At 52.3% G+C, this 21254-nt stretch carries 20 protein-coding genes, 2 tRNA genes and 1 rRNA gene; 9 read left to right on the top strand and 14 right to left on the bottom strand.

Going from position 1 to position 21254, the window contains the following annotated elements; genetic code table 11:
* Positions 1-301 precede the first annotated feature (301 nt).
* The 3 genes from KVT34_RS24315 to KVT34_RS24305 form a co-directional block, all read right to left on the bottom strand.
* Positions 302-2290 carry an FAD-dependent oxidoreductase gene (locus KVT34_RS24315; RefSeq protein ID WP_217561977.1) on the bottom strand — a complete coding sequence of 663 codons (1989 nt, stop codon included), beginning with the start codon at positions 2288-2290 and terminating at the stop codon, positions 302-304.
* Between the two features lie 232 nt (positions 2291-2522).
* Positions 2523-4055, bottom strand: a complete 1533-nt coding sequence (locus KVT34_RS24310; RefSeq protein WP_217561975.1) for a CAP domain-containing protein — start codon at positions 4053-4055, stop codon at positions 2523-2525.
* Positions 4056-4273: 218 nt separating this feature from the next.
* A tRNA-Pro gene (locus KVT34_RS24305) sits at positions 4274-4350 on the bottom strand.
* A gap of 186 nt (positions 4351-4536) precedes the next feature.
* On the opposite strand from KVT34_RS24305, the gene KVT34_RS24300 reads away from it, so the two are divergent.
* From KVT34_RS24300 to KVT34_RS24260, 9 genes are all read left to right on the top strand, one after another.
* Complete coding sequence (locus KVT34_RS24300) at positions 4537-5406, top strand: ABC transporter ATP-binding protein (RefSeq protein ID WP_217561973.1); 870 nt, start codon at positions 4537-4539, stop codon at positions 5404-5406.
* Positions 5399-7609: a hypothetical protein gene (locus KVT34_RS24295; protein WP_217561971.1), complete on the top strand. Its 2211-nt coding sequence runs from the start codon at positions 5399-5401 to the stop codon at positions 7607-7609. Before KVT34_RS24300 ends, KVT34_RS24295 begins: the two co-directional genes overlap by 8 nt.
* Positions 7606-8322: a hypothetical protein gene (locus KVT34_RS24290; protein ID WP_309244132.1), complete on the top strand. Its 717-nt coding sequence runs from the start codon at positions 7606-7608 to the stop codon at positions 8320-8322. The genes KVT34_RS24295 and KVT34_RS24290 overlap by 4 nt, the downstream gene beginning before the upstream one ends.
* A gap of 43 nt (positions 8323-8365) precedes the next feature.
* Complete coding sequence (locus KVT34_RS24285; RefSeq protein WP_042233958.1) at positions 8366-8983, top strand: RNA polymerase sigma factor; 618 nt, start codon at positions 8366-8368, stop codon at positions 8981-8983.
* Positions 8976-9812 carry a hypothetical protein gene (locus KVT34_RS24280; protein ID WP_217561967.1) on the top strand — a complete coding sequence of 279 codons (837 nt, stop codon included), beginning with the start codon at positions 8976-8978 and terminating at the stop codon, positions 9810-9812. Before KVT34_RS24285 ends, KVT34_RS24280 begins: the two co-directional genes overlap by 8 nt.
* Entirely contained in the window at positions 9809-10651 is an 843-nt protein-coding gene (locus KVT34_RS24275; RefSeq protein ID WP_217561965.1) for an ATP-binding cassette domain-containing protein, read from the top strand. Before KVT34_RS24280 ends, KVT34_RS24275 begins: the two co-directional genes overlap by 4 nt.
* Positions 10652-10735: 84 nt before the next feature.
* Positions 10736-11344 (top strand): RNA polymerase sigma factor, encoded by a 609-nt coding sequence (locus KVT34_RS24270; protein ID WP_309244131.1) that lies wholly within the window; start codon positions 10736-10738, stop codon positions 11342-11344.
* On the top strand, positions 11341-11889 hold the full coding sequence (locus KVT34_RS24265; RefSeq protein ID WP_217561963.1) for a hypothetical protein: 549 nt from the start codon (positions 11341-11343) through the stop codon (positions 11887-11889). Before KVT34_RS24270 ends, KVT34_RS24265 begins: the two co-directional genes overlap by 4 nt.
* Entirely contained in the window at positions 11879-13009 is a 1131-nt protein-coding gene (locus KVT34_RS24260) for a hypothetical protein (protein ID WP_217561961.1), read from the top strand. The genes KVT34_RS24265 and KVT34_RS24260 overlap by 11 nt, the downstream gene beginning before the upstream one ends.
* 97 nt (positions 13010-13106) lie before the next feature.
* Here the strand turns inward: KVT34_RS24260 and KVT34_RS24255 are convergent, their stop codons facing one another.
* From KVT34_RS24255 to rrf, 11 genes are all read right to left on the bottom strand, one after another.
* Positions 13107-13688 carry a thioredoxin family protein gene (locus tag KVT34_RS24255; protein ID WP_217562193.1) on the bottom strand — a complete coding sequence of 194 codons (582 nt, stop codon included), beginning with the start codon at positions 13686-13688 and terminating at the stop codon, positions 13107-13109.
* A 383-nt stretch (positions 13689-14071) separates the two neighbouring features.
* Positions 14072-14221 carry a small acid-soluble spore protein P gene (locus KVT34_RS24250; protein ID WP_217561959.1) on the bottom strand — a complete coding sequence of 50 codons (150 nt, stop codon included), beginning with the start codon at positions 14219-14221 and terminating at the stop codon, positions 14072-14074.
* Positions 14222-14262: 41 nt separating this feature from the next.
* Positions 14263-14409, bottom strand: a complete 147-nt coding sequence (locus KVT34_RS24245) for a hypothetical protein (RefSeq protein WP_217561957.1) — start codon at positions 14407-14409, stop codon at positions 14263-14265.
* Positions 14410-14441: 32 nt separating this feature from the next.
* Positions 14442-14792 carry a hypothetical protein gene (locus KVT34_RS24240; RefSeq protein WP_217561955.1) on the bottom strand — a complete coding sequence of 117 codons (351 nt, stop codon included), beginning with the start codon at positions 14790-14792 and terminating at the stop codon, positions 14442-14444.
* A 210-nt stretch (positions 14793-15002) separates the two neighbouring features.
* A tRNA-Ser gene (locus KVT34_RS24235) sits at positions 15003-15092 on the bottom strand.
* Between the two features lie 82 nt (positions 15093-15174).
* Complete coding sequence (serS, locus tag KVT34_RS24230) at positions 15175-16458, bottom strand: serine--tRNA ligase (RefSeq protein ID WP_217561953.1); 1284 nt, start codon at positions 16456-16458, stop codon at positions 15175-15177.
* Positions 16459-16547: 89 nt separating this feature from the next.
* On the bottom strand, positions 16548-17120 hold the full coding sequence (gene pdxT / locus KVT34_RS24225; RefSeq protein ID WP_217561951.1) for a pyridoxal 5'-phosphate synthase glutaminase subunit PdxT: 573 nt from the start codon (positions 17118-17120) through the stop codon (positions 16548-16550).
* 29 nt (positions 17121-17149) lie between these two features.
* Positions 17150-18031: a pyridoxal 5'-phosphate synthase lyase subunit PdxS gene (gene pdxS, locus KVT34_RS24220; protein WP_217561949.1), complete on the bottom strand. Its 882-nt coding sequence runs from the start codon at positions 18029-18031 to the stop codon at positions 17150-17152.
* A gap of 115 nt (positions 18032-18146) precedes the next feature.
* Positions 18147-19448, bottom strand: a complete 1302-nt coding sequence (locus KVT34_RS24215) for a D-alanyl-D-alanine carboxypeptidase family protein (RefSeq protein ID WP_309244134.1) — start codon at positions 19446-19448, stop codon at positions 18147-18149.
* Between the two features lie 109 nt (positions 19449-19557).
* Positions 19558-21015: an IMP dehydrogenase gene (gene guaB, locus KVT34_RS24210; protein ID WP_217561945.1), complete on the bottom strand. Its 1458-nt coding sequence runs from the start codon at positions 21013-21015 to the stop codon at positions 19558-19560.
* A gap of 165 nt (positions 21016-21180) precedes the next feature.
* Positions 21181-21254: ribosomal RNA gene (rrf, locus tag KVT34_RS33015) — 5S ribosomal RNA — on the bottom strand; the annotation flags it as partial.

The raw sequence follows: 21254 nt of genomic DNA, 5'->3' as shown, positions 1-21254 counted from the left end.
CGAAAACAAGTTGTTCACGATAGTGAGTACAAGAAGCGTTAATAAATAAGCCTTGCCATTTCGCATAATATGCCGATATACGGGACTAGACCGCAGCTGCCTCATTCAAGTGCTCACTTTCTTATGGAATTATAATCTTCGTTCTTTTACCAATTATTATCATTATAGCAGATATCTACTAGACTAAAGGGATACATTTCTCTTGTTTTAGTATAAATTTATTTTTGTAAAAGAAATAAAACCGGCCGCACATGACGACCGGTTCCAATTAAGGTTCATTTCGTTTCCGCTGCACTTTCCACTACCGGTAAACGACCCCGGCCTGGGCTTTAAGCACATCGCGCAGCAGCATATAAGCGTCTCCGTTGGTCAGCTTCGATTTGTTCTCGATCGCTGCGAAAGTCGCCGGCTCGACCAGCTTCTGCTCCAGCACATAAGCAGCCGAATCGCTCCGTCTTACTTTAGCTCCCACTGCCTGGGATATGGTCCAGGCCGCCTGCTCCCACGTCAATGCAATGTCTCCGGGTTTGGTCAATCCCTTGACCGCCGCATCCGCGCTGCCGCTTACGGCTTTGGGATAGGTCCGGCCCAGCACTGTCTTCATCGTGTTAAAATGGTTGGCAAACCGCCGCGGGTTGGACGGCTCGTCCAGTTGAAACTCGTTCTTCTCGCCTCCCGCGGCGATACCGAGACTTACGGCAGCTTTCAAGCCTTCGTAAGCCTTATGTTTGGTATACGGCGGCGCAGCGAATTTGTAAGGCTCCAGGCGCACGCCCTGCTTCACCAGGGTTTCCTGCAGCTCGGTAACCAGCGGTTTCGACAAGGACAGCTCCCGGAAGCTGACCTTATTCTTGGCCGCTACCGCAGCCGCGGCGCCTGCCGCTTGGCCCGACGCCATCCCGACCGGGACGGTCCGTGCAGACCCGTGGGGCAGCGAATCGAAGCTCGCCGAACGCCCGACCACCAGCAGCCCGTTTATTTTCTGCGGGACCAAAGCCCGGAACGGGACGGCGTACTGACTCGGCTTCAAAACGATATCCCCGCGATACTTGGCGTCCGTACTCTGGATATCGAGGTTGTAGGAGCCGTAGGCTATCTTGTCCCACTGATCGCGGTTATCGAGCGCGTCTACCATAGTAAGCCGGTATTCACCGATCATATGGCGCGTTTCCCGGACATACAGCTCGGGAGCCGAACCGTCCAGTTCGAGCGGGGCAAGTTCCGGGAATTCTTTCTTCATATAATCCAGCACATGCGGGAGTTCGGCACGGCCGATTTCCATTCCTTCCTTGACGGAAGCGGGGTCTAACGGATTAACCCCGAAGATCTGCAGCGCATTGATCAGAATCGAACCGTCGTTCTGGCGTCCGATGTTCAAGCCGCGCATGCGAACCCGCTCGGGGTTCGTCGATTTGTAATCCCACATGGCCGAGTATCCCCAGCCGCTCATGGCATCGGCGCCCATGCCTCTGAGCAGATGCGGATAATTCTCGCCGTTCTTTTTCATCTGCTGCCAGATTTCTTCGGTCATTCCTTTTAGACGGAATACAAGCGTAACGGCCATCAGCGATTTGTCATCCCCCAGGTCCTGACGCCCGATTGTAAAAGGCACACCGGCAGCCGCAGCCACGTCTCCGTCCTGTGTGGCGTCAATGACGGCCCGGGCGCTCACTTTGTGTTCTTTGCCGTCGGCCGTCGTGATATTCAAGCCCGTTATGGTCTGCGATCCGTTCACCATCGGCGTAAAGCTCTTGGCATGCATCAGCAGGTCAATTTTCTTCTCTTTCCGCACCAGGTCGTAGAACGCGTTGGCTGCGGTTGTCACGTCAAACGAAGTGCCTTCAACCCCCTTGCGCCATTCCAGGAAAATTCCCTCATTCAGAAATTTGCCGGCGTCGGATTTTCCTTCTTCGTTGGGCGCGAAGCTGTTGTCCAGGCTGTTAAGCCAGCCCTCGGTGAATAAGCCGCCCAGCACATCCCTGACGCGGTTTTCCACGAGAAGCGTCTTCTGGCCGTTACGGGCCGCCGATACGGCAGCGGCAATGCCTTCCGGGTCCGTACCCGCGACAATCACGTCGTATTCGCTGTCCGGCGCTTTAATCGAGGTCACCTTCTTAATGGATTGGGACTGACCGGGTTTACCCATATCCGTCCCTTTCCAGGCCGACCAGGCCCACCAGCTTAAACTGATCAACAGCAGAAAAGCAAAGGCGCTTATTAATCCCATTCCCTTACGGGGATAGGTGTGTGATTGGTTCTCTTTTTTTCTCGAATCCGTCGTTTGCGTCATCTTCAACCTCATCCTTCTGCGAAATAGGTTCCCCTCAATCCCCTGGTAAATAAGCCGTCGATAAATCTCTTATTTAGACGAAGCTTGGGGAGGATAGGTTTCATTTTGACTGTCCGCAAGCGAACCCGCGGGGAACGGCCTCCCGTTCCGTTCCTTAACCGAAAAAAAGGGTTCCTTCTCAGGAACCCGTCGCTCCACGGGTCTTCCCGCAGGAGATGAGATGCACATTACATTATCTCGGTGTATAAAAGTTTTGTGTGTAATATACGTTCATGGAGCCGCCGAAGTAAACTCCGACGCCCAAGCGGGTTGTATCGCCCATTATGTTTTTGCGGTGTCCGGTGGAATTCAACCAGCCGTTCACCACTTCAATCGGTCCCGAGTAGCCGGACGCGATGTTCTCCGCCGCACTCCAGAACTTCAGCCCGTCCTTCTCCATCCGGTCGAAAGGAGAGAGTCCTTGCTTGTTTGTATGATCGAAATACCCGTTGACAGCCATATCCTCGCTGTGCTTGCGGGCCGTCGATGCGATGGAGGCGTCCCATTCGAACGGCGTCTTGCCGTGACGGACGCGAATGGCATTCGTCAGATCGAACGTCTGCTTCTCGTAGGCGATCCGCTGATCCGCACTGCCCGAGGCTAAGGTGCCGGAGCTGCTGTTTGCGGCGGACATGGACTTATCCTGGACGAGCATGCCAATCAGCTTTCCGTTGTCGTTCGTGTCGAAATAGAAGCTGACATTCAGCCCGTCCGCCTCGAACGAAACCGCGTTTTTGACCGTACCGCGGACAGCTTTGGCGCCCGTCATTTTCATCCGGACCGCCGCCTCGTTCATAAGCGTCGTCACTCCGTTGGCTTCCGTCCAATTACCTGTGACCGTATACAGCACGGCAACTTGGCCGTTCTTGATTCCCGCCTGCAGATAGTGCTTGTAGTCCATGGTGTCGTATATGTACCAGGTCAGCCCGCTGCCTCCCGTATCTTTGCGGTCGGGTTGGCCCAGCCGCTCGATCAGGTCCGCTTCCGTATCGCCTACGGCCGCACCCTCAATCACAAAACGCCGGGCTTCCGGGCTTTCCGTCTTAGCGCTGCCGTTACTATCCGGCTTGTCCACCACGGCGACCGTTCCGCCGGCGCTGCCGGAATTATTCGGGTTTTCCGAATAAGCGACAGCGACGAGATCGCTTTGTACGCCGAGCAGATTTTGCAGGAACTTCAGCGCTTCTGCGCGGGTTAAAGCGTCATCGGGGCGGAATCCGTTCTCGCTCCCGTCCGTTTTGCCTTGAGACAAGCCCTGATCCAGCAAACGCTGCACCGCTTCCTTGGTCGAAAGCAGATTGCCCTGCGTAGCCGCAATCAGTCTGGCTGCATCTCCCCGCGAATAAGGGGAGGTTGTATTTTTAAGCAACGGCCAGGAATAAATAGCCGCTTTGGTATAATAGGGATCGAACCATTGGGAGCCTGCCGCCGTTTCGGACCCGACTTTGTTATAGGCGCGCAGCAGCAATGCCAGAAACTCCGGTTCGGTAACGGCCTTATCCGGTCGGAACGTGCCGTCGGCATAACCGTCCGTCATCTTGTGCTCATACGCCCAGCGGATCGTTTCGTCAGCCCAGTGGCCCTTCGTATCCTTAAACGTGGATTTATAGGAAGGGGACGTCTGGGATGCCGCAGCGGCCTTATAGCCATTCCCGCCCAGTCCTGAAGCCAGCAGAGCTGCCGTTAAAAAACTGCCGATCAACATTTTGCCTGTTCTAGTTCTCATATCCTCACTCCTTGATCGGAATTATGATGTCGCTCTTCTATTCTAGCGAATCATGGGAGCCGGGTAAATTGATAATTTGATAGATTTTGGCGATTGAAGAAGTTTTTTCTTCGTCAGGCGGTCGAAACGCACTTTCCCGGCATACTAAAAAGACCGCCTCTCGGCGGTCTGTTATGTACATGCTATTAGAGAATGAGCCTATTCACAAAGAAAAATGGTGGTCGAGACGACAGGATTTGAACCTGCGACCTCTTGCTCCCGAAGCAAGCGCTCTACCAAGCTGAGCCACGTCTCGATAAGATTTAAACGAATCCTTTCGATACTAAATATTATAGCACAGCGGTAAAAGAGTTCAATACTTCTCTTCCGCAAAACGGTCCGTAAAAAGCTGGCAATCACGCGGCCGTCCAAACTATTTTAGATCCCTTATCGTTGAAAGAGTACATACGCGTAAAGTAAACCTTCACAAAGGAAGATTCTCATGATTGAGATCCGCAATTTATCTAAAACCTATAAACAACATCCGGCTCTCACCGGGGTGAATCTGGAGATCGGACAAGAAATGTTCGGCCTGCTCGGGCCGAACGGCGCCGGTAAAACAACGCTCATGCGCATTTTGTCCACTCTGCTTGAGCCTACGGAAGGTATCGTTCGCGTGGGAGGTCTGAACCTGCTTTCGGATGCGGAGCATATTCGCAAAATTACGGGCTACCTTCCCCAGTATTTTCATCTCTATCCGCAGCTCACAGCCTACGAATTTCTGGACTATGTGGCCGTCATGAAAGGCATCAAAAGCGCCCGCGAGCGCAAATCCCAGATCGGTGAGATTTTGCAGCAGGTCAACCTGGCCGACAAGACGGGCGCCAAGATCAAAACCTTCTCCGGCGGCATGAAACAGCGTCTGGGGATTGCGCAGGCTCTTCTCGGGGACCCCAAGGTGCTCATCGTGGATGAGCCCACGGCGGGGCTGGACCCCGAGGAGAGGGTACGCTTCCGCAATCTCCTGAGCCGCTCCAGCCTGAGCCGGACAGTGCTGCTGTCCACGCATATCGTCGCGGACATCGAGAGCAGCTGCAGCCGGGTAGCGGTGCTGCACCGTGGACGCATCGCCTTCGCGGGAAGTCTCGCCGGCCTGCAGGAGTGCGCCGAGGGTCTGGTCTGGGAAGCGGAGCTCAGCGAACGGGAATTTGCGGCGTATGAGCCGCATGAGGTCGTGACCGCCCGCCGGACCGACCATGGCATGCTCTGCCGCATCGTGTCGGCGACCCCGCCCGCGGGGAATGCCGCAGCCGTGAAGCCCACGCTGGAGGACGGCTACCTCGCGCTGATCGGAGGTGGCCGGCGTGAATAGATGGCTGCGCGCTTTTTCGCTGGAACTGCGGCTGCTGCGCAGCAGTCCCCTTCTTCTGGTCCTCCCGGTTCTGTTCGGAGCCTGGATGGTCTACTCTCTCGCGAGAATCGCACCTCCTGTATCGCAGGACCTTTATTTGTACGTGTATGACTTTCATAAAGTGAAGCACACACTTACTTTGGGTGCGGCCATGCTGCTGGGCATCCTCCTTATCCGCAGGGATACCGCCAAAACGGCTTACGAATGGACGGCGGGCCTTCCCGTCTCTCCTGCGGTCCTTTTCAGCGTGAAATATGCGGCCGGGCTTTTGTACCTTTCCTTGTTTACGGCGTCCATGGCAATCGTGTATGTGTACTTTGCCCTTCACTACGGCATTGCCAGGTCTATCATGCTTCGAGAGCTTACTTTTTTTGCGGTCCAATACGAATGGTCTTATATGGTGACTCTGGCCCTGGCTATGCTTCTGGCCATCGCCATCCGCAACCGGATCGTGTATCTGATCGGCTTTTGCGCGTGGGTTTTCGGCACGTTTTTTATCGATCAATTCATTATCGAACGTCTCGGCATTCTGGAGCTGCGGGTACTGAAGCCTTTCCATCTCAGCGGGATAACGCTCGGTTCCTTCTACGCCAATGAAGCATGGGGACCGTGGATAACAAACCGGGAAACTTGGCTGGCCAGATGGTTTGTTCTCAGTTTCACCCTGGTCCTGCTTACCGTTTGCATCACGATTCTGAAATGGGTCCGTCCGAGCGGTACACGCGCGAGATGGGCCGGCGCCCTGATTCTTTTTACAGTCTTGTCCGCGGGCGCTTATTACACCTATGTGGGATTCTGGTCGCCGCATTTTGCGGCATACCGGGAACAACTCCGGAATGCACCGACAGAATCAGTCTATAATCAGCGCACGATTACCCAGTTTACCGTCTCATCTTACAAAATGGAGCTGGCCCCTATTTCTTCGGATGGACTCCAAGCCTCTGTAGAAGTGTCACTCCGGCCTGCGGATTTGCCGCAAGGCGACGTTTCATTTACCCTGCATGATTATTTTCACGTGGAACAATTACTGCTCGATCATCAGCCTGTATCGTTTACGCGTCGTGGCAATTTGATTTCCGTCGAGAGTCGTCATTTTGACTCCTCTAAAAGCAGCCAGACGCTTACATTCAACTATACAAGCAGGGGAGTCAACTGGACATACGGATCGCAGCAGGGTGAGCAAATCATTTCTTTCGTCATGGACCCTTATCTTTACCTGCCCAATTCGGCGGCATGGTATCCTTTACCTAACAACGGACCGCTCTACCTTACCGATGAACGCAAGAAAGAGTTGTTCTACGGCGGACCGCAGCCCCTGGCTCAGCCGGCGGATTTCGATGTGACTTTTAAAAATTTTTCCAACCCTATTTACGGTTCTATTACAGAAAAACAAGGCGCTGCGCATATCCAGCATTTTGAACAGAAGGGCGTGAAATATCTGACCTTCATAGCCGGGAATATCATCCAGTTCAGTGATGCCAAAGGCAGTCTAAAGCTGCAAACAACCCCGGGTAACCGATGGGAAGCCGACCTTTTCTGGAAAGATATCTTGAGGATGAAAGCTTATTATGAAGCTCTTCTGCAGACAAATCTAAGCGCGGTGCGTAACATCGTGTATATGCCTTTCGGGAATTTGGCTTCTCTTGACAGCCGGCAATCGGCGGTCGCGGGAAGCAGCTACTATATCAACGAGTCCAAAAATCACAACTTGGACGATTATCAGCGTATTCGAACCACTTATGCTGTTCTGTTCGGAGATGATTCATACCAGAGCAGTTATGCCGAGGTTTCCAGAGATGCGAACGGCAACACGGACGAGACCGTCAAGCCTTCCATTTTCATGGAAATCCGTGCCGCGTTTTTATATCTGTATTACCGGGACGGACTTCAGCTTACGGAGGAGCAAATCAAGAGCGTTCAGTTCTCGGGCCAGTTTCTTCCGAAGGATCGAATGACTGGCGACCAGAGCCTCGGCCAACAGATCAAGAACCGTATTCTCCTTCAAGTCCGTGAGGCGTTGGACGCGGGAAGAACGGAAGATGTGAAAAAAGTGCTGGCCTCTTTTTATAAAAAGGGGCTTAGCGCTCCCGACGCCCCCTTCCGCTATCCGGTAGTCACTCTCGATGATTGGAACCGGGAATGGGCAAAGGTGTTCGGATCGTGAGCCTCTGGCTGCAGGACCTCAGAGGATTTAAAAGCATATGGGGCTTGCCTCCGCTTCTTTATGTACTTATGCTCGGATGCGCTATCTGGAGCTCGGATCCGGAGCAACCGGGCAATGCATTGTTTTACGGAGAGCTTGCCTGCTATCCGCTCGTTGTCATGCTTTGTGCCGCATTGTTTCATCGGGAGCTCGGAGGGCCTATGGAAATTTACGCGACCTTACCCCGGTCCCTGACTGGGATGGCCGCCCGTAAAGGACTGATTTTGCTTGCCGTCTGCACAGGCTATCAAGCTGCCTGGTTTACGGCCTACCAAGCGAAATTCGGCGCCGTAACAACGCTGGTGTATTCCTACGACACTGCCGGTCAGTCTTCTATGCGTACCTTACACAGCTTTACGCCGCTTCTGCTCCAGATGCTCCCGGCTCTGCTGTTAATCGCCGCTCTTACCATTACAGTCATGCTTGTGGTCAAGAAGCTTTACGCCGGGCTTTTTGCAGGGCTCGCCCTGTGGATGCTCGATATTCTTTCACACGGGAGCTGGCTTCCTTACTTCACCATTTATACGGTGCATATTCAGGAGCAGTCTAAGGAGATCCCGGATCTTTTTCTTCCGAACCGCCTTGTTCTGTTGTCTGCCACACTCGTTTTAATCGTGATTTTGAACTATACGGTTCAGGACCGCAGCCGCTGGATTGTCTCCGAAGAAGAATAGTATAGCCGGCCTCATAAACGTGACCGGAGAAAGGAAAAGACAGATGCTTACGGATGAAGAGCTGGTCCAAGCCATGGCCCGCGGCGATCAGGCCGCTTTCGAGGCCTTTGTGCACCGCTACCACGCGCCGCTTCAGCATTACCTCGAGCGGACCCTGCACGATCCCCGCAAGGCGGAGGATCTGGTCCAGGAAGTATTTGTTCGTCTGCTCAAGCAGCTGCAGCAGCAGAAAATCCCCGATCACATCCGACCTTGGATGTACCGGGTAGCCTTAAATCTATGCCGCGATTACTGGAAAAGCCTAGCCTACAGAAACGAGCAGCAATTGACGGCTGAACCGCCCGAGGCGCAGGATATCCAGCCTTCCGTCGTTGAGATCTACGAGCGCCAGGAGGCACGCAAAGAAATTATCGGTGCCCTCCGGTCTCTTCCTGAAGTTCAGAAGGAAATTGTCATCCTTCGTTTCTTTCATGATCTGAAGCTTCAAGAAATTACGGAAGTTCTGCAAATCCCGCTCAGTACAACGAAGACTCATCTTTACAGCGGCCTACGCAAACTGAAAGCTCTCCTCGGCCCCAAAGCCGGGAGCTTAACCGATACCGGCGGCGGACGGAAAGAAAATCGCGGCAAACCGACCAAGGAGGGGACCCCTTATGTATGAACCTGACGATAAAGAGCTGGACCAACTGGAGAAAGACACGGCTGTCCTGCTGAACGGATACCTGGTCAAAACGCCTGACCGCATAGATACCGCTAACCTGCTCGGCAGGCTTCAAAGCCACTTCGATGCCCTACGCGAGAACAGTCCGGGTAGAGTCCAGCCCGAACATTCAGCGGGCCTGCGGCCGTCCCTGTGGAAGCTGTGCCGCCACCAGTTTTTTATGTACAACAAGTGGTTCTGGCTGCTTAGCCTGCTGCTCTTTGCCATGCTGCTGCTGCTGAACTCGCCTTACACCATAGCCGGAACTTTGCCGGGCCGCTCGTCTTATTCACTGGCTTTCCCGCTTCTGCTCGTTTGCGGCTTTCTGTACCAGTACCGAAGCTGGAATGAAGGGATGCGCATGATCGAAAGCGTCACGCCTTATCCCCCGGCGCTTCTCATGTTCAGCCGCTTAATCGTTCTGCTCGTTACGAATGCGGTGCTCGGGCTCATCGGCTCCCTCTATACGTTTGCAACTATGAGCTATTCAAGGTCCTGGGTGACGCTTCCTTTTCTTTTCGACTGGATTGCCCCGCTTCTGCTCGTCACGGGGTTAACCGCTTATTTTATGATGAAGCGCGGCATGCTTTCCGCCATAATGGCCGCTCTGACAGGCTGGGGTATAGAATTGTTCATGGAGGAGTGGCTTCGCCGGGAACTAGTCGGGGCGGTCTGGAACTGGTCCCTGATTCTTCAGGCGGTCCTTATCGCGGCGGGTGTTCTTTTCCTTCTGTCGGCCTATCGGACCAGTCTGCGGCTGACAAGCATGAAGGGATGGCGGTCGGCATGATCCGGCTTAATCAGCTCGTCCGTCTCTACGAAGGCCATATCCGGCTGCATGTAGATCAACTGACGCTAGCTCCCGGCCTGATTCTGCTTGTCGGAAAGAATGGAGCAGGCAAGTCCACTCTGCTCCGCCTGCTGGCTACCGCCGATTTTCCCGACGGAGGGGAAATCAGCTATTTGGAAGGAACCGTCAAGGATCAGCTTCCCCAAATACGGAGCCGGATCGGTTATGTGCCGACCGATGTGGAGCTTCATGAAGACATGACGCCTATCCGGCTGATGAACTACATGTGTCTCCTTAAAGGAGCCGACCCTCTTCAAGGAGAACAGCTTCTGCGGGAGCTCCATCTGGAGGATGTCAAACGGAAGCGGATCGAATCGCTTTCCCAGGGAATGAAGCAGCGGCTGGCCATCGGGCAGGCTCTGCTCGGCTCTCCCCGTTATCTGCTGCTGGATGAGCCTCTCAACTACCTGGATTCCATCGAGCGCAAGACAGTTATCCGCCTCTTATACCGGCATGCGCGCGGCAGTATCGTGCTTATCGCGGCTCATGAGCTGAACGAATGGCAGGAAGCCGACCGGCTCCTATGGCTGAACGCCGGCAAGCCGGAATTTTACGGAACGCCGGGAGCCTGGAGGCAAGTTCCTCTCGGGGTTTGGCAGGGGGTTCTTCCCCATACAGATGCCTGCCCCTTCGACGAGGCTTGCGTAATGATCCGTAAGCTGGTTGGAGACCATATCGAGTGGCGGGTGTTCAGCCGCGAATGCCCCGCACCGGGGTTTGTCCAAGTCCCGCTGACAACCGAGGACGCGTACTTTATCCGCTCCCGGCGCTTATTGTAATGGTTATAAAATTCCGCCCTTGGCTCGACCGGATGGCGGTTTTTTTGTACCTGGAAAAATATTTTTACCGGAAGTGCAGAACTCGTGTCAAATCGTTTCGTCTATAGTGATGGAGAGGGGAGGGAGAAAGACATTTTAACGCAGCAAGAGGAACTGCTTGTCCAAGGCATGCTTGCCGGAGATGAGGAAGCCTTTCGTGAGGTTGTCCGGACTTACCGGAATTACGTATTTCAAATTGTGTTTTCGGTCGTCCGGCATCCTAAAGATGCGGAAGACGTCATGCAGGAAGTCTTTCTCAAGATGTATACCTCCCTCCCCCAAACCGAGGTAAAAGGCTTGAAAGCTTGGATCTCCCGCGTGGCCGTCAACAAAGCGATCGATTACAAACGCAAAGCCTACCGCCAGCGGGAAACAGCGACCGACGGTATGGAAGAAGCAATGCCCCCTCCCTCCCTGAGTGGGTCCGATACCGAAGATCCGCTGTTAAGCAAAGAGCTTCAGGCGCTCGTTATGCGCAAATTGGATGAGCTTCCCGAAAACTATAGAGATGTCATTATTGCCTTCTACTACGAAGATAAATCGTACCAGCAAATTGCCGACGAGCAGGAAGTCACCGTGCAGACCATCAAATCCAAACTATACCGGGCAAAACAGTGGATTAAGCAGCACTGGAAGGAGGAAGAGTTCGAATGAGGCATAGAAGCCGCGATGAATGGAAGCTTTACATTGCCGGAGAAATTACCGATGATCGTCAGAGAGGCCTTTGGGAGGATCACTTGTATGAATGTGATCTTTGCCTGGAGCTGTATACGGAATGCCTGGAATTCTTGTTGCCGGCTCTTCCCCTTCCGGATGAGACCGATACTGAACGCATGATCGATCAAATTCTAGCCCGAAGCGGCAGCCTGCCGGTTGTACAGGAAGCGGTTCCGATGGCTGCACGTAAGCAGGAAGAATCCGAAGGAAGCCTTTACCGGACGGAAGCGAATAAACACCGGAAAGCCCGCTCCCCGAGACGAACGGCTCTGACCCATTACGCTATAGCTGCCGCGGCGACGTTCCTGCTTATGACCACCGGTGTGTTCGGACGCATGACGGACCAGTTCTCCCTGGTTCGCACCGAGCAGAAGAAACCGCTCGCTACGCCGGTGTCCGATAAACTTATGGAACAGACCTTCGCTTTCTTCGATTCTCTGCATGCCCAGAAACCAAAAGGAGGACATCCCCTTGAACCCTAGATCCAACACAGTCGCGCTGCTGCTCTCGTTTATACCGGGACTCGGGCATTTGTACTTAAAACGCATTTTCAGGGCCTTCCTGTACGGAGCCGGTTTCTTCGGTCCGGTCGCCATGGCCTTTCTCATTGTTGTGGAGGGGCGCGGACCTAAAGACTTTGCCCTCCTTCTCCTGCTCTTTGCGGCCGCTTGTTGGGTCGTTAACATGGTCGACATGTTTATTACACTCGGCAGCAGGCCTTCGTATCCGCCTCCCGGTTACCATGAATATGGAAACCCGGGACACGAGTTCGGCCACGGACCCGGTCCGGGCGCCGTCCCGGAATTCAATCCGGCCGTCTACGAATGGCAGCGCAGGGAAGAACGCCGGAAGATTATCCTGGCTTCCTTTATTCCCGGCCTTGGCCACTACATGCTGGGCATGATGTACCGCGGGCTTTCCGCTATGACATTCTTTATCGGGGGCGCGATTGTGATTTTCTTCGGGGCATCGCTCACCCACACCGGAGAATTTCTCTTCTTCCTGCTCGCGCTGCCCGTGCTTTGGATCTATATTCTTTTTGATGCCATCCGGCAGTTAGAAAAGAAACAGGCCGGCATGGAGCTGACGGACCGGACGTTCTTCGACGACTTCAGCGAAAGCCGGCAGGAAGGCAGACGGAGCAAGACGATCGCTACCGTTCTGGCCGTATTTCCCGGCGCCGCCCATTTGTATCTCGGGCTTCAAATGCGAGGGCTTCAAATCATGGCAGGCTTCCTGTTCTCCATTTATATTATGGATGTCCTCCGCCTCTCGCTCTTTTTATTCCTGATTCCGATCTTCTGGTTTTACAGCTTTTTCGACGCCCTCCAGCTCATTTCCCGGCAAGAATTCGGATATGTCGAAGACAAGCCGATTTTTAAAGGAATCAAGCGCCATCAGCGTAAGATCGGCTTTCTTATCATTCTGGTCGGCCTGTACTATCTGACGAATGAAGTACTGCTCGACGTATTGCGGAGATATTATCCGGATTGGCACTGGCCGTATTCGATCTCCTCGTACTTCCAAACGTTCATCGTTGCCTTGGTTCTGATCGGAGGCGGATTAACCCTGCTCTTCAATTCTTCGAACCAGAAATCTTAAAATCCCAACGCCAAGCTCCGCAGAGCATATTGCCCTGCGGATTTTCTTTTTTTTTGAATTTGCCAAAAAAAGCGCACCTATTCCCTCGGTCAGCCATTCAAACCAAGTCGCAGGCTTCCTCCGGCATCCAATGCTTGTCACGACCCTCCCATTTGACATTACAGCCAATCGGGTTAGTGACAGGGGTAGGAACAGGTTTTCCTGCCGAAAGCGCTTCTAAGGCCTCCTGGAGGTTGTTTACGGTCATGTTAGCGGTTTCCCTTGGGTTATCGACTCCGCGCCCTGTGTAGACCAGCTTACGTCTGTCGTTAAACACAAAGAAATGAGGTGTACGGAGAGCGCCGTAAGCAAGTGCAACTTCCTGACCCTTGTCGTGAAGATAGACCCAGGGGAATTTCTTCTCCTCCATGCGTTTTACCATGTTCTCAAAAGAATCCTCGGGGTTAGTCTGGGAGCTGTTGCTGTTAATCGCAACGAAAGCTATGCCTTGTTCGGTAAATTGCTCGGCCGTTCGCCGCGTAATCTCCTCTGAACCCAGGACATACGGACAGTGATTGCATGTAAAGAAAACAACCAATGCCTTGGCGTGCCGGAAACTGTCTAATGTGTAAATATTGCCGTCCGTACCCTGTAAACGAAAATCCCTAGCTCCATCTCCAATACCTAACGTAAATCCCATCATTCATCCCTCCTTGACTATAAACTATACCTTATCAGTACCTCTTATGACGAAGTTAGAATCGGTTGTTACCAAATTGTAAAAAATTTCATGCATATCAAAATGAAAAAGGAACCCCTAAGGGTCCCTTTCCGTCGGTGATTACTTGGATGATCTTCTACATCTTGCTGTTCACAAACCTTCACAGTGAAACGGCTTTTAGAACACGTCCCGGTGTCTTTGGCACATCTCCTCCAGTTTGGCTTTACAAGCTCGAATGACCTTCAGATGATTGTTCTGCTGACTTTTCCAACGGAACCACACCTCTCTGTGTTCACCGACAATCATAGTATGTCCCGGTTTAAAATTGCTATGCACTCCGCGCAAAGTTTTTTCGTTTATCGTTAACGCCCTTCTCCATGATTTTGTCGGGAATGATTCCGTTTCTTCACTTTCTTCGATCCCGACAGAGGCTCATTGGCTGAAGTATTGTACCTCTCCCGTTCCTCCTGTGTCACGCCGTCCCCTACGGATTGCGCCTTCGGTTTGGACATTTTTTTCACCCCAATCGGTCCGTTTTCGGAATTTTTCGTTTCTATTCTTCGTGATTTAAGGCATCCTGATGACGGCGGTCATTGGTCTGCTGCTGAATTTGCTGGGCATTATGACTGTTGACAGCCGATTTATTCAAATCTTTGGCCACATTTTGCAGATTCTTATCCCGCGTTCTTTGTCGGGTCATGATCGTTGCACCCCCGTTTCGGCTAAAAGCAGTTACGCATGCGTTAGCTCATGTAGAACTTGAGCACATTCGTGAATATGCCGGACATAGTCTTTGACCAAGCCCTGAATAATTTCACTGGTTTCATCCGCGTGCACGTCATCGCGTTCCACATCCACCAGTTCCACCTTCACTTCCCGCGAATCCACGTAAGTACATTTAAAATCGAACGTGTAATGCGTCCTGCCCGCATTCGTGATATGAATCCGGATTGCCTGCGGGTCAGCCTCATCGGGCCATACGCGCGCATGATCGGACTCCGGAAGCGTATTGGGCAGTTCCTCCATCCAAGCTTTGGCGAGCTGATCTCTTTCCAAAGACGGCTTTTCCGTCTTGACCACCATCCTACACCACCCCCTACCGTTAACATGCGTCAAGGCGTGGTCCGCTTATTCTTTTCCCGCTGCGACAAAAGCTGGGTGATTTCCGTGCTGCAGCCTCTCCTTCAAGCAAGCAAAGCGCCCCCCGAATGGTTTAAAAGAATATACATACACGCAAAAAAACTGCGGCGCTAAAGCCCGCAGTTCGTAAGGTCTTATTTTATAAAAGTTGAATGGCGGAGAGGGTGGGATTCGAACCCACGGTGCCCTCACAGACACGGCGGTTTTCAAGACCGCTGCCTTAAACCACTCGACCACCTCTCCAGAAAGCTACCGACTTCCGATCACAGAAGACAGTAACTGTAACAGAGAAATTTTATCACAATCAAAGTTCTATTTACAAGTGTTAATTTTTACGCAGCACCGTAACGCCATTCATATAAGGAACCAGTACTTCCGGAACCGTAACCGAACCGTCTTCCTGCTGGTAATTTTCAAGGATGGCCGCTACCGTCCGTCCGATAGCAAGACCCGAGCCGTTCAGCGTATGTACGAATTCCGGCTTCGCTTTGGCGTCTCTGCGGAAACGGATATTGGCGCGGCGCGCCTGGAAGTCCTCGAAGTTGCTGCACGAGGAGATCTCCCGGTAGGCTTCCGAGCTTGGCAGCCATACCTCAAGATCGTACGTCTTAGCCGATGTGAAGCCGATATCGCCTGTACAGAGCGTCAGAACGCGATAAGGCAGCTTCAGGAGCTGAAGCACGCGCTCCGCGTTCTGAGTGAGCTCCTCGAGCTCCTGGTACGATTCCTCGGGCTTGACGAGCTTGACCAGCTCCACTTTGTTGAACTGGTGCTGGCGGATCAGGCCACGGGTATCTCTTCCGGCAGCTCCCGCTTCGGAACGGAAGCATGCGCTGAACGCGACGAATTTACGCGGAAGCTGCTCCGCGGCAAGAATATCATCCCGGTGATAATTGGTCACCGGCACTTCCGCCGTCGGAATCAGGAAATATTCCGAGTTCTCGATATGGAACACGTCTTCCTCAAACTTCGGAAGCTGTCCGGTTCCCGTAAGGCTGTCCCGGTTTACGATATACGGAGGAAGCATTTCTTCATACCCGTGCTCCGTACTGTGCAGATCCATCATAAAGTTCATCAGAGCACGCTCCAGACGAGCGCCCAGACCCTTATAGAACACGAAGCGCGAGCCCGTTACCTTACCGGCCGCTTCAAAATCCAAGATTCCCAAATCCATAGCCAAATCCCAGTGGGCTTTTGCCTCGAATCCGAATGCGGGCACGTCCCCATTGCGGCGGATTTCAATATTATCCTCTTCCGAAGCCCCTACCGGTACGCTTTCATGAGGAACATTCGGTATAGAAAGAAGCAGGTGATTCAGCTCGACTTCCAGTGTCCTGAGCTCCTCATCCAGTTCTTTAATGCGGTCACCCACACCTTTCATTTCGGCGATTAGGTCCTCCGCGTCCTCTTTCGCCTTCTTACGCATCGCCACTTCCTGCGATACCGTATTCCGGCGGTTCTTTAGCTGCTCCACTTCCTGCAGCAGCTCTCTGCGTTTCACATCAAGCTCCGCTATACGCGTAACTTCTTCGAGCTGCTTGCCTCCGCGGTTTTTCATAGCGGTTTGAACCGTTTCTATGTCGGTACGGATTAATTTAATATCAAACAAGGAGACTCCTCCTCCTAAAGTTGTAAAAATGGAACAAAAGCACCCTTCTCTCGTATGGAGCAAAAGAGGTGCTTCTGCTTTTGGATCGATTAACGGGTTTCCCGGATCATATCCAGAAAATAAGCATGCATGCTTGAATCATCCGTCAGTTCGGGATGGAACGAAGCCGCAAGCAGATGACCCTGTCTGGCGGCCACGATTTGACCGTTGTACTCGCTTAACACGTCCACGCCGTCTCCGACCTGATCGATAAGCGGCGCACGGATGAAAACGGCCCTTACAGGCCGATCAATGCCCTTAATAGGCAGATCGGTCTCAAAGCTTTCACGCTGCCGGCCAAACGCATTGCGCTGCACGGTCATGTTCATCAGACCCAGATGGGCTTCTTCCTGACCCGCAATCTTATCCGCGATCACAATCAGTCCGGCACACGTGCCGAAGACCGCTTTTCCCTGATTGGAAAAATCCCGGATCGCTTCGATGAAACCGTAGCGTCTCATCAATTTGCCAATCGTGGTACTCTCGCCTCCGGGAATGATCAGACCGTCCAGTTCGGCAAGCTGCTCCACACGCTTCACAACGACGCCTTCTCCGCCAACCGCCCCGATCAGGCGGATATGTTCCGCTACGGCTCCCTGAAGAGCCAATACGCCAACTTTCATCGTTCTTCCCCGCTTCCCGCCTCGGCTGATTACCAGCCGCGATCCTGCATCCGCTCGGAAGCATGCAGCTTGGAGATTTCGATGCCTTTCATCGGAGCTCCCAGGTTTTTGGAAACCTCCGCAATCAGCTTGTAGTCTTTGTAATGTGTAGTCGCTTCTACGATCGCACGCGCGAATTTCTCAGGGTTATCCGATTTAAAAATACCGGAGCCTACGAATACACCGTCCGCGCCAAGCTCCATCATAAGAGCCGCATCGGAAGGAGTCGCTACACCGCCTGCGGCGAAGTTAACGACCGGCAATTTGCCGTTCTCGTGAATATATAGAACCAGATCGTAAGGAGCGCCCAGGTTTTTGGCTTCGGCATACAGCTCGTCCTTCGCCAAGCTCTGGATTTTCCGGATTTGAGATTGAATAAGACGCATATGACGAACCGCTTCCACAATATTCCCTGTTCCCGGTTCACCTTTCGTACGAAGCATGGAAGCCCCTTCGTTGATACGGCGCAAAGCTTCGCCGATATCTTTCGCTCCGCATACGAACGGAACGGTGAAGTCCTTCTTGTCGATATGGAACACTTCGTCTGCCGGTGTCAGTACTTCGCTCTCGTCAATATAGTCCGCACCCAGTGCTTCCAGCACACGTGCTTCTACAATATGACCGATACGCGCTTTAGCCATTACCGGAATGGAAACAACCTTCATAACCTCTTCCAGAACAGTCGGATCCGCCATACGGGCTACGCCGCCTGCCGCACGGATATCGGATGGTACCCGTTCCAGTGCCATAACCGCGGAAGCACCCGCAGCTTCTGCAACCTTAGCTTGTTCCGCATTCATGACGTCCATGATGACGCCGCCTTTTTGCATTTCAGCCATGCCTCTTTTTACGCGCGAAGTACCCGTCTCCATATTAAATCCTCCTGGAATTTATATCCCTAGCTAGATTTTTCGTTCATGAACTTCTAAGCTAACATTTTACATGAACCTGTTCGTGAAAACAATAACTTTTCCTGAGAGAACCCGCTTAGAATAAGCCTTTAACCCCGTTGAACAGGTCTGCGAACAAGTTTTTGATCGCTCGCATCATCATCCGGAACCAGCTTGCTTTTTCCATATCGTTTTCGGCCACCAAATCAACCGTTTCGGAGTTTTTACCGAAGGACAAGGTAGCGGTACCCAGCTTGTCTCCTTTTTTGAGAGGGGCAACCAGTTTATCCGCTGCCAGCAGATCAACCTTCGTTTCCAGCTTCGCATCCGTGCTTCCCTTCTTCACGGCAAAAGCTACATCGTTTTTCAGGACAGCAGGGGCTTCCAGTTCTACGCCTTTTGTAATCGGCACGGTTTTCTGTGCGTCCAGAGCAGTTCCGGCTTTAGCCAACGTTTTGAATTCAAAGTTGGTAAATCCATAGTCCAGCACTTTGCGTGTCTGGTTAAAACGCTCCGGCTCCGTCTTCGCACCCATTACAACGCTGATCAGACGCATGCCGTTGCGCTCAGCCGTACCGGTAAAGCAATATCCGGCCTCATCGATATGTCCCGTTTTAAGACCGTCCAAGCCTTGGTAGGCATATTTTTTGAAATTCACATTGCTGCTGTTGCCTTCAAGCATCCAGTTGTAGTTGATCATTGGAGTTTTATCGGTTTCACGTAATTTCTTCGAAGTCACTTTCGTATACTCAAGAACTTCTTTGTGATCTGTAACCAGATGTCTTGCGAGAATAGCAACATCCTTCGCCGACATTACCGTTTCTCCTTGGATACTCTGAGGAGCATGTTCTTTAATATCCGCTCTGGATAGACCCGTCGCATTAATGAACTGGGCTTTATCCGACATCCCAAGCTCTCTGGCTTTGTCATTCATCAGCTTCGCGAAGCCTTCTTCCGACCCGCCGAGCTTTTCGGCAAGAACAATAGAAGCATCGTTTGAAGAATAAATCGACATCGCATAGAACAAATCTTTGATCGTCAACGTTTCACCTTCGGCGATCAGTTGGCCGGAACCGATTGCGCTGGCCGCATACTTACTGGCCGTAGCCGTGTCCTCCCACTTAAGTTTGCCGTTGTGAATCGCTTCCATAACGAGGTATTCCGTCATCATTTTGGACATACTTGCCGGGGGTAGGACTTCATCCGCATTTTTCTCGTATAAAATTTGTCCGGTGCTTGCTTCCATCAGAATAGCGGATTTAACATCCAATTCGGGTTCGCCGTCAGCCGCCAACGCGGTAACCGCAAATATGTGAAGGAAGGATACTTGTAGCATTGCAAAAACGAGGGCCAAAGATACTTTTCTTTTCCAGAAACCAAATTTTTTCAACTCACACACTCCTATTTGTAAATTCATGATGTGTCTTATTGTACCATTCCCCGGGCATAAAAAAAAGGAGACCCCGGTCCTGAGACCGGGGCCCCCTATATGGGGTGAAACATGATAGTTACAACGAGTAGTTGGGAGCTTCTTTCGTAATTTGCACATCATGCGGATGGCTTTCACGAAGTCCCGCACCCGAGATACGAACAAACGTTGTGTCGTTGATCAAACTCTGGATGTCGGGGGCACCGCAATACCCCATACCGGAACGAAGACCTCCAACGATTTGATAAATGGTATCGGCCAGCGGTCCTTTGTAGGCTACACGTCCTTCAATACCTTCCGGTACCAGCTTGGTTTCGTTCTCCTGGAAATAACGATCCTTGCTGCCTTCTTTCATTGCTCCGAGTGAACCCATACCCCGGTAAACCTTGAAGCGTCTGCCTTGATAGATCTCCGACTCGCCAGGGCTTTCTTCCGTACCCGCAAAAAGGCTTCCCAGCATAACGGCGCTTGCACCCGCGGCGATCGCTTTAACTACATCACCCGAGTATTTGATGCCGCCGTCTGCAATGATCGGTACGTTGTACTCACGTGCAACGGATGCACAATCATAGATAGCGGTAATTTGTGGAACACCGATGCCGGCGATAACACGAGTTGTACAAATTGACCCAGGGCCAATTCCAACTTTGACGATAGAGGCGCCTGCTTCGATCAGATCACGCGTTCCATCACCGGTAGCCACGTTACCCGCGATAAGCGGCAGGTCCGGATATTGGTTGCGAAGTTTTCTGACCGTCTCCAGGATGTTGATATGATGACCGTGAGCCGAATCAACAACCAGCACGTCCGCTCCGGCTTCTACAAGTGCCGCGGAGCGTTCCATCACGTCTTTGGAAACTCCTACTGCAGCTCCGCACAGCAGACGACCGAATTCGTCTTTGCCCGCATTGGGGAACTGAATAGCTTTTTCAATATCCTTAATCGTGATGAGACCTTTCAGTACAAAAGAGTCATCCACCAGCGGCAATTTCTCGATCTTGTGCTGTTGGAGAATTCCTTCCGCCTGCTCCAGGGTTGTCCCAACCGGAGCCGTCACCAGATTTTCTTTTGTCATGACTTCCTCGATTTTGATGGAGTAGTCATGGACAAAACGCAAATCACGGTTGGTCAAAATCCCAACCAGCTTCTTATTCTCATCGACGATCGGCACGCCGGAGATTCTGAACTTCGCCATGAGTGCTTCCGCATCGTATACATGATGCTGCGGTGTAAGGTGGAACGGGTTCGTAATAACGCCCGACTCCGAACGTTTAACCCGGTCTACCTCGCCGGCTTGCTGCTCAATGGACATATTCTTATGAATAATTCCGATTCCGCCTTCGCGGGCGATTGCAATCGCCAGAGCGGCCTCTGTCACCGTATCCATCGCTGAACTGAGGAGAGGAATGTTTAATTTCACTTTCGGGGCAAGCTTGGTGGAAACATCAATCTCTTTACCGAACACATTTGATTTACGAGGCACCAGAAGTACATCGTCAAACGTCAATCCTTCTTTTGCGAATTTAGCATCCCACACAGGGTTTGCCCTCCTCTTCTGTCTTTAGATATTATTGCAATCATACATAAGGCCTTTTTTCATGTCAAGAAGCAGACCATGACAATCTTGGTGCTCCCTGCTAGCATGTCTCTTTTCTATAACAAAAAACCTTTTCGAACTGTCATTCGAAAAGGTTTTATTTGTGCTTGGCAACGTCCTACTCTCCCAGGACCCTTCGGTCCAAGTACCATCGGCGCTGGAAGGCTTAACGGTCGTGT

The organism is Paenibacillus sp. GbtcB18, assembly GCF_019091125.1.
In the GTDB taxonomy this organism is placed as follows: domain Bacteria; phylum Bacillota; class Bacilli; order Paenibacillales; family NBRC-103111; genus Paenibacillus_F; species Paenibacillus_F chitinolyticus.
This window is presented reverse-complemented; position numbering and strand designations above follow the sequence as displayed.

Excerpts from the sequence above, each read along its gene's own strand:
- KVT34_RS24315 (WP_217561977.1), bottom strand. The coding sequence starts at position 2,290 with ATGACGCAAACGACGGATTCGAGAAAAAAAGAGAACCAATCACACACC.
- KVT34_RS24310 (WP_217561975.1), bottom strand. The coding sequence starts at position 4,055 with ATGAGAACTAGAACAGGCAAAATGTTGATCGGCAGTTTTTTAACGGCA.
- KVT34_RS24300 (WP_217561973.1), top strand. The coding sequence starts at position 4,537 with ATGATTGAGATCCGCAATTTATCTAAAACCTATAAACAACATCCGGCT.
- KVT34_RS24285 (WP_042233958.1), top strand. The coding sequence starts at position 8,366 with ATGCTTACGGATGAAGAGCTGGTCCAAGCCATGGCCCGCGGCGATCAG.
- KVT34_RS24280 (WP_217561967.1), top strand. The coding sequence starts at position 8,976 with ATGTATGAACCTGACGATAAAGAGCTGGACCAACTGGAGAAAGACACG.
- KVT34_RS24275 (WP_217561965.1), top strand. The coding sequence starts at position 9,809 with ATGATCCGGCTTAATCAGCTCGTCCGTCTCTACGAAGGCCATATCCGG.
- KVT34_RS24265 (WP_217561963.1), top strand. The coding sequence starts at position 11,341 with ATGAGGCATAGAAGCCGCGATGAATGGAAGCTTTACATTGCCGGAGAA.
- KVT34_RS24255 (WP_217562193.1), bottom strand. The coding sequence starts at position 13,688 with ATGGGATTTACGTTAGGTATTGGAGATGGAGCTAGGGATTTTCGTTTA.
- KVT34_RS24250 (WP_217561959.1), bottom strand. The coding sequence starts at position 14,221 with ATGTCCAAACCGAAGGCGCAATCCGTAGGGGACGGCGTGACACAGGAG.
- KVT34_RS24245 (WP_217561957.1), bottom strand. The coding sequence starts at position 14,409 with ATGACCCGACAAAGAACGCGGGATAAGAATCTGCAAAATGTGGCCAAA.
- KVT34_RS24240 (WP_217561955.1), bottom strand. The coding sequence starts at position 14,792 with ATGGTGGTCAAGACGGAAAAGCCGTCTTTGGAAAGAGATCAGCTCGCC.
- pdxT (WP_217561951.1), bottom strand. The coding sequence starts at position 17,120 with ATGAAAGTTGGCGTATTGGCTCTTCAGGGAGCCGTAGCGGAACATATC.
- pdxS (WP_217561949.1), bottom strand. The coding sequence starts at position 18,031 with ATGGAGACGGGTACTTCGCGCGTAAAAAGAGGCATGGCTGAAATGCAA.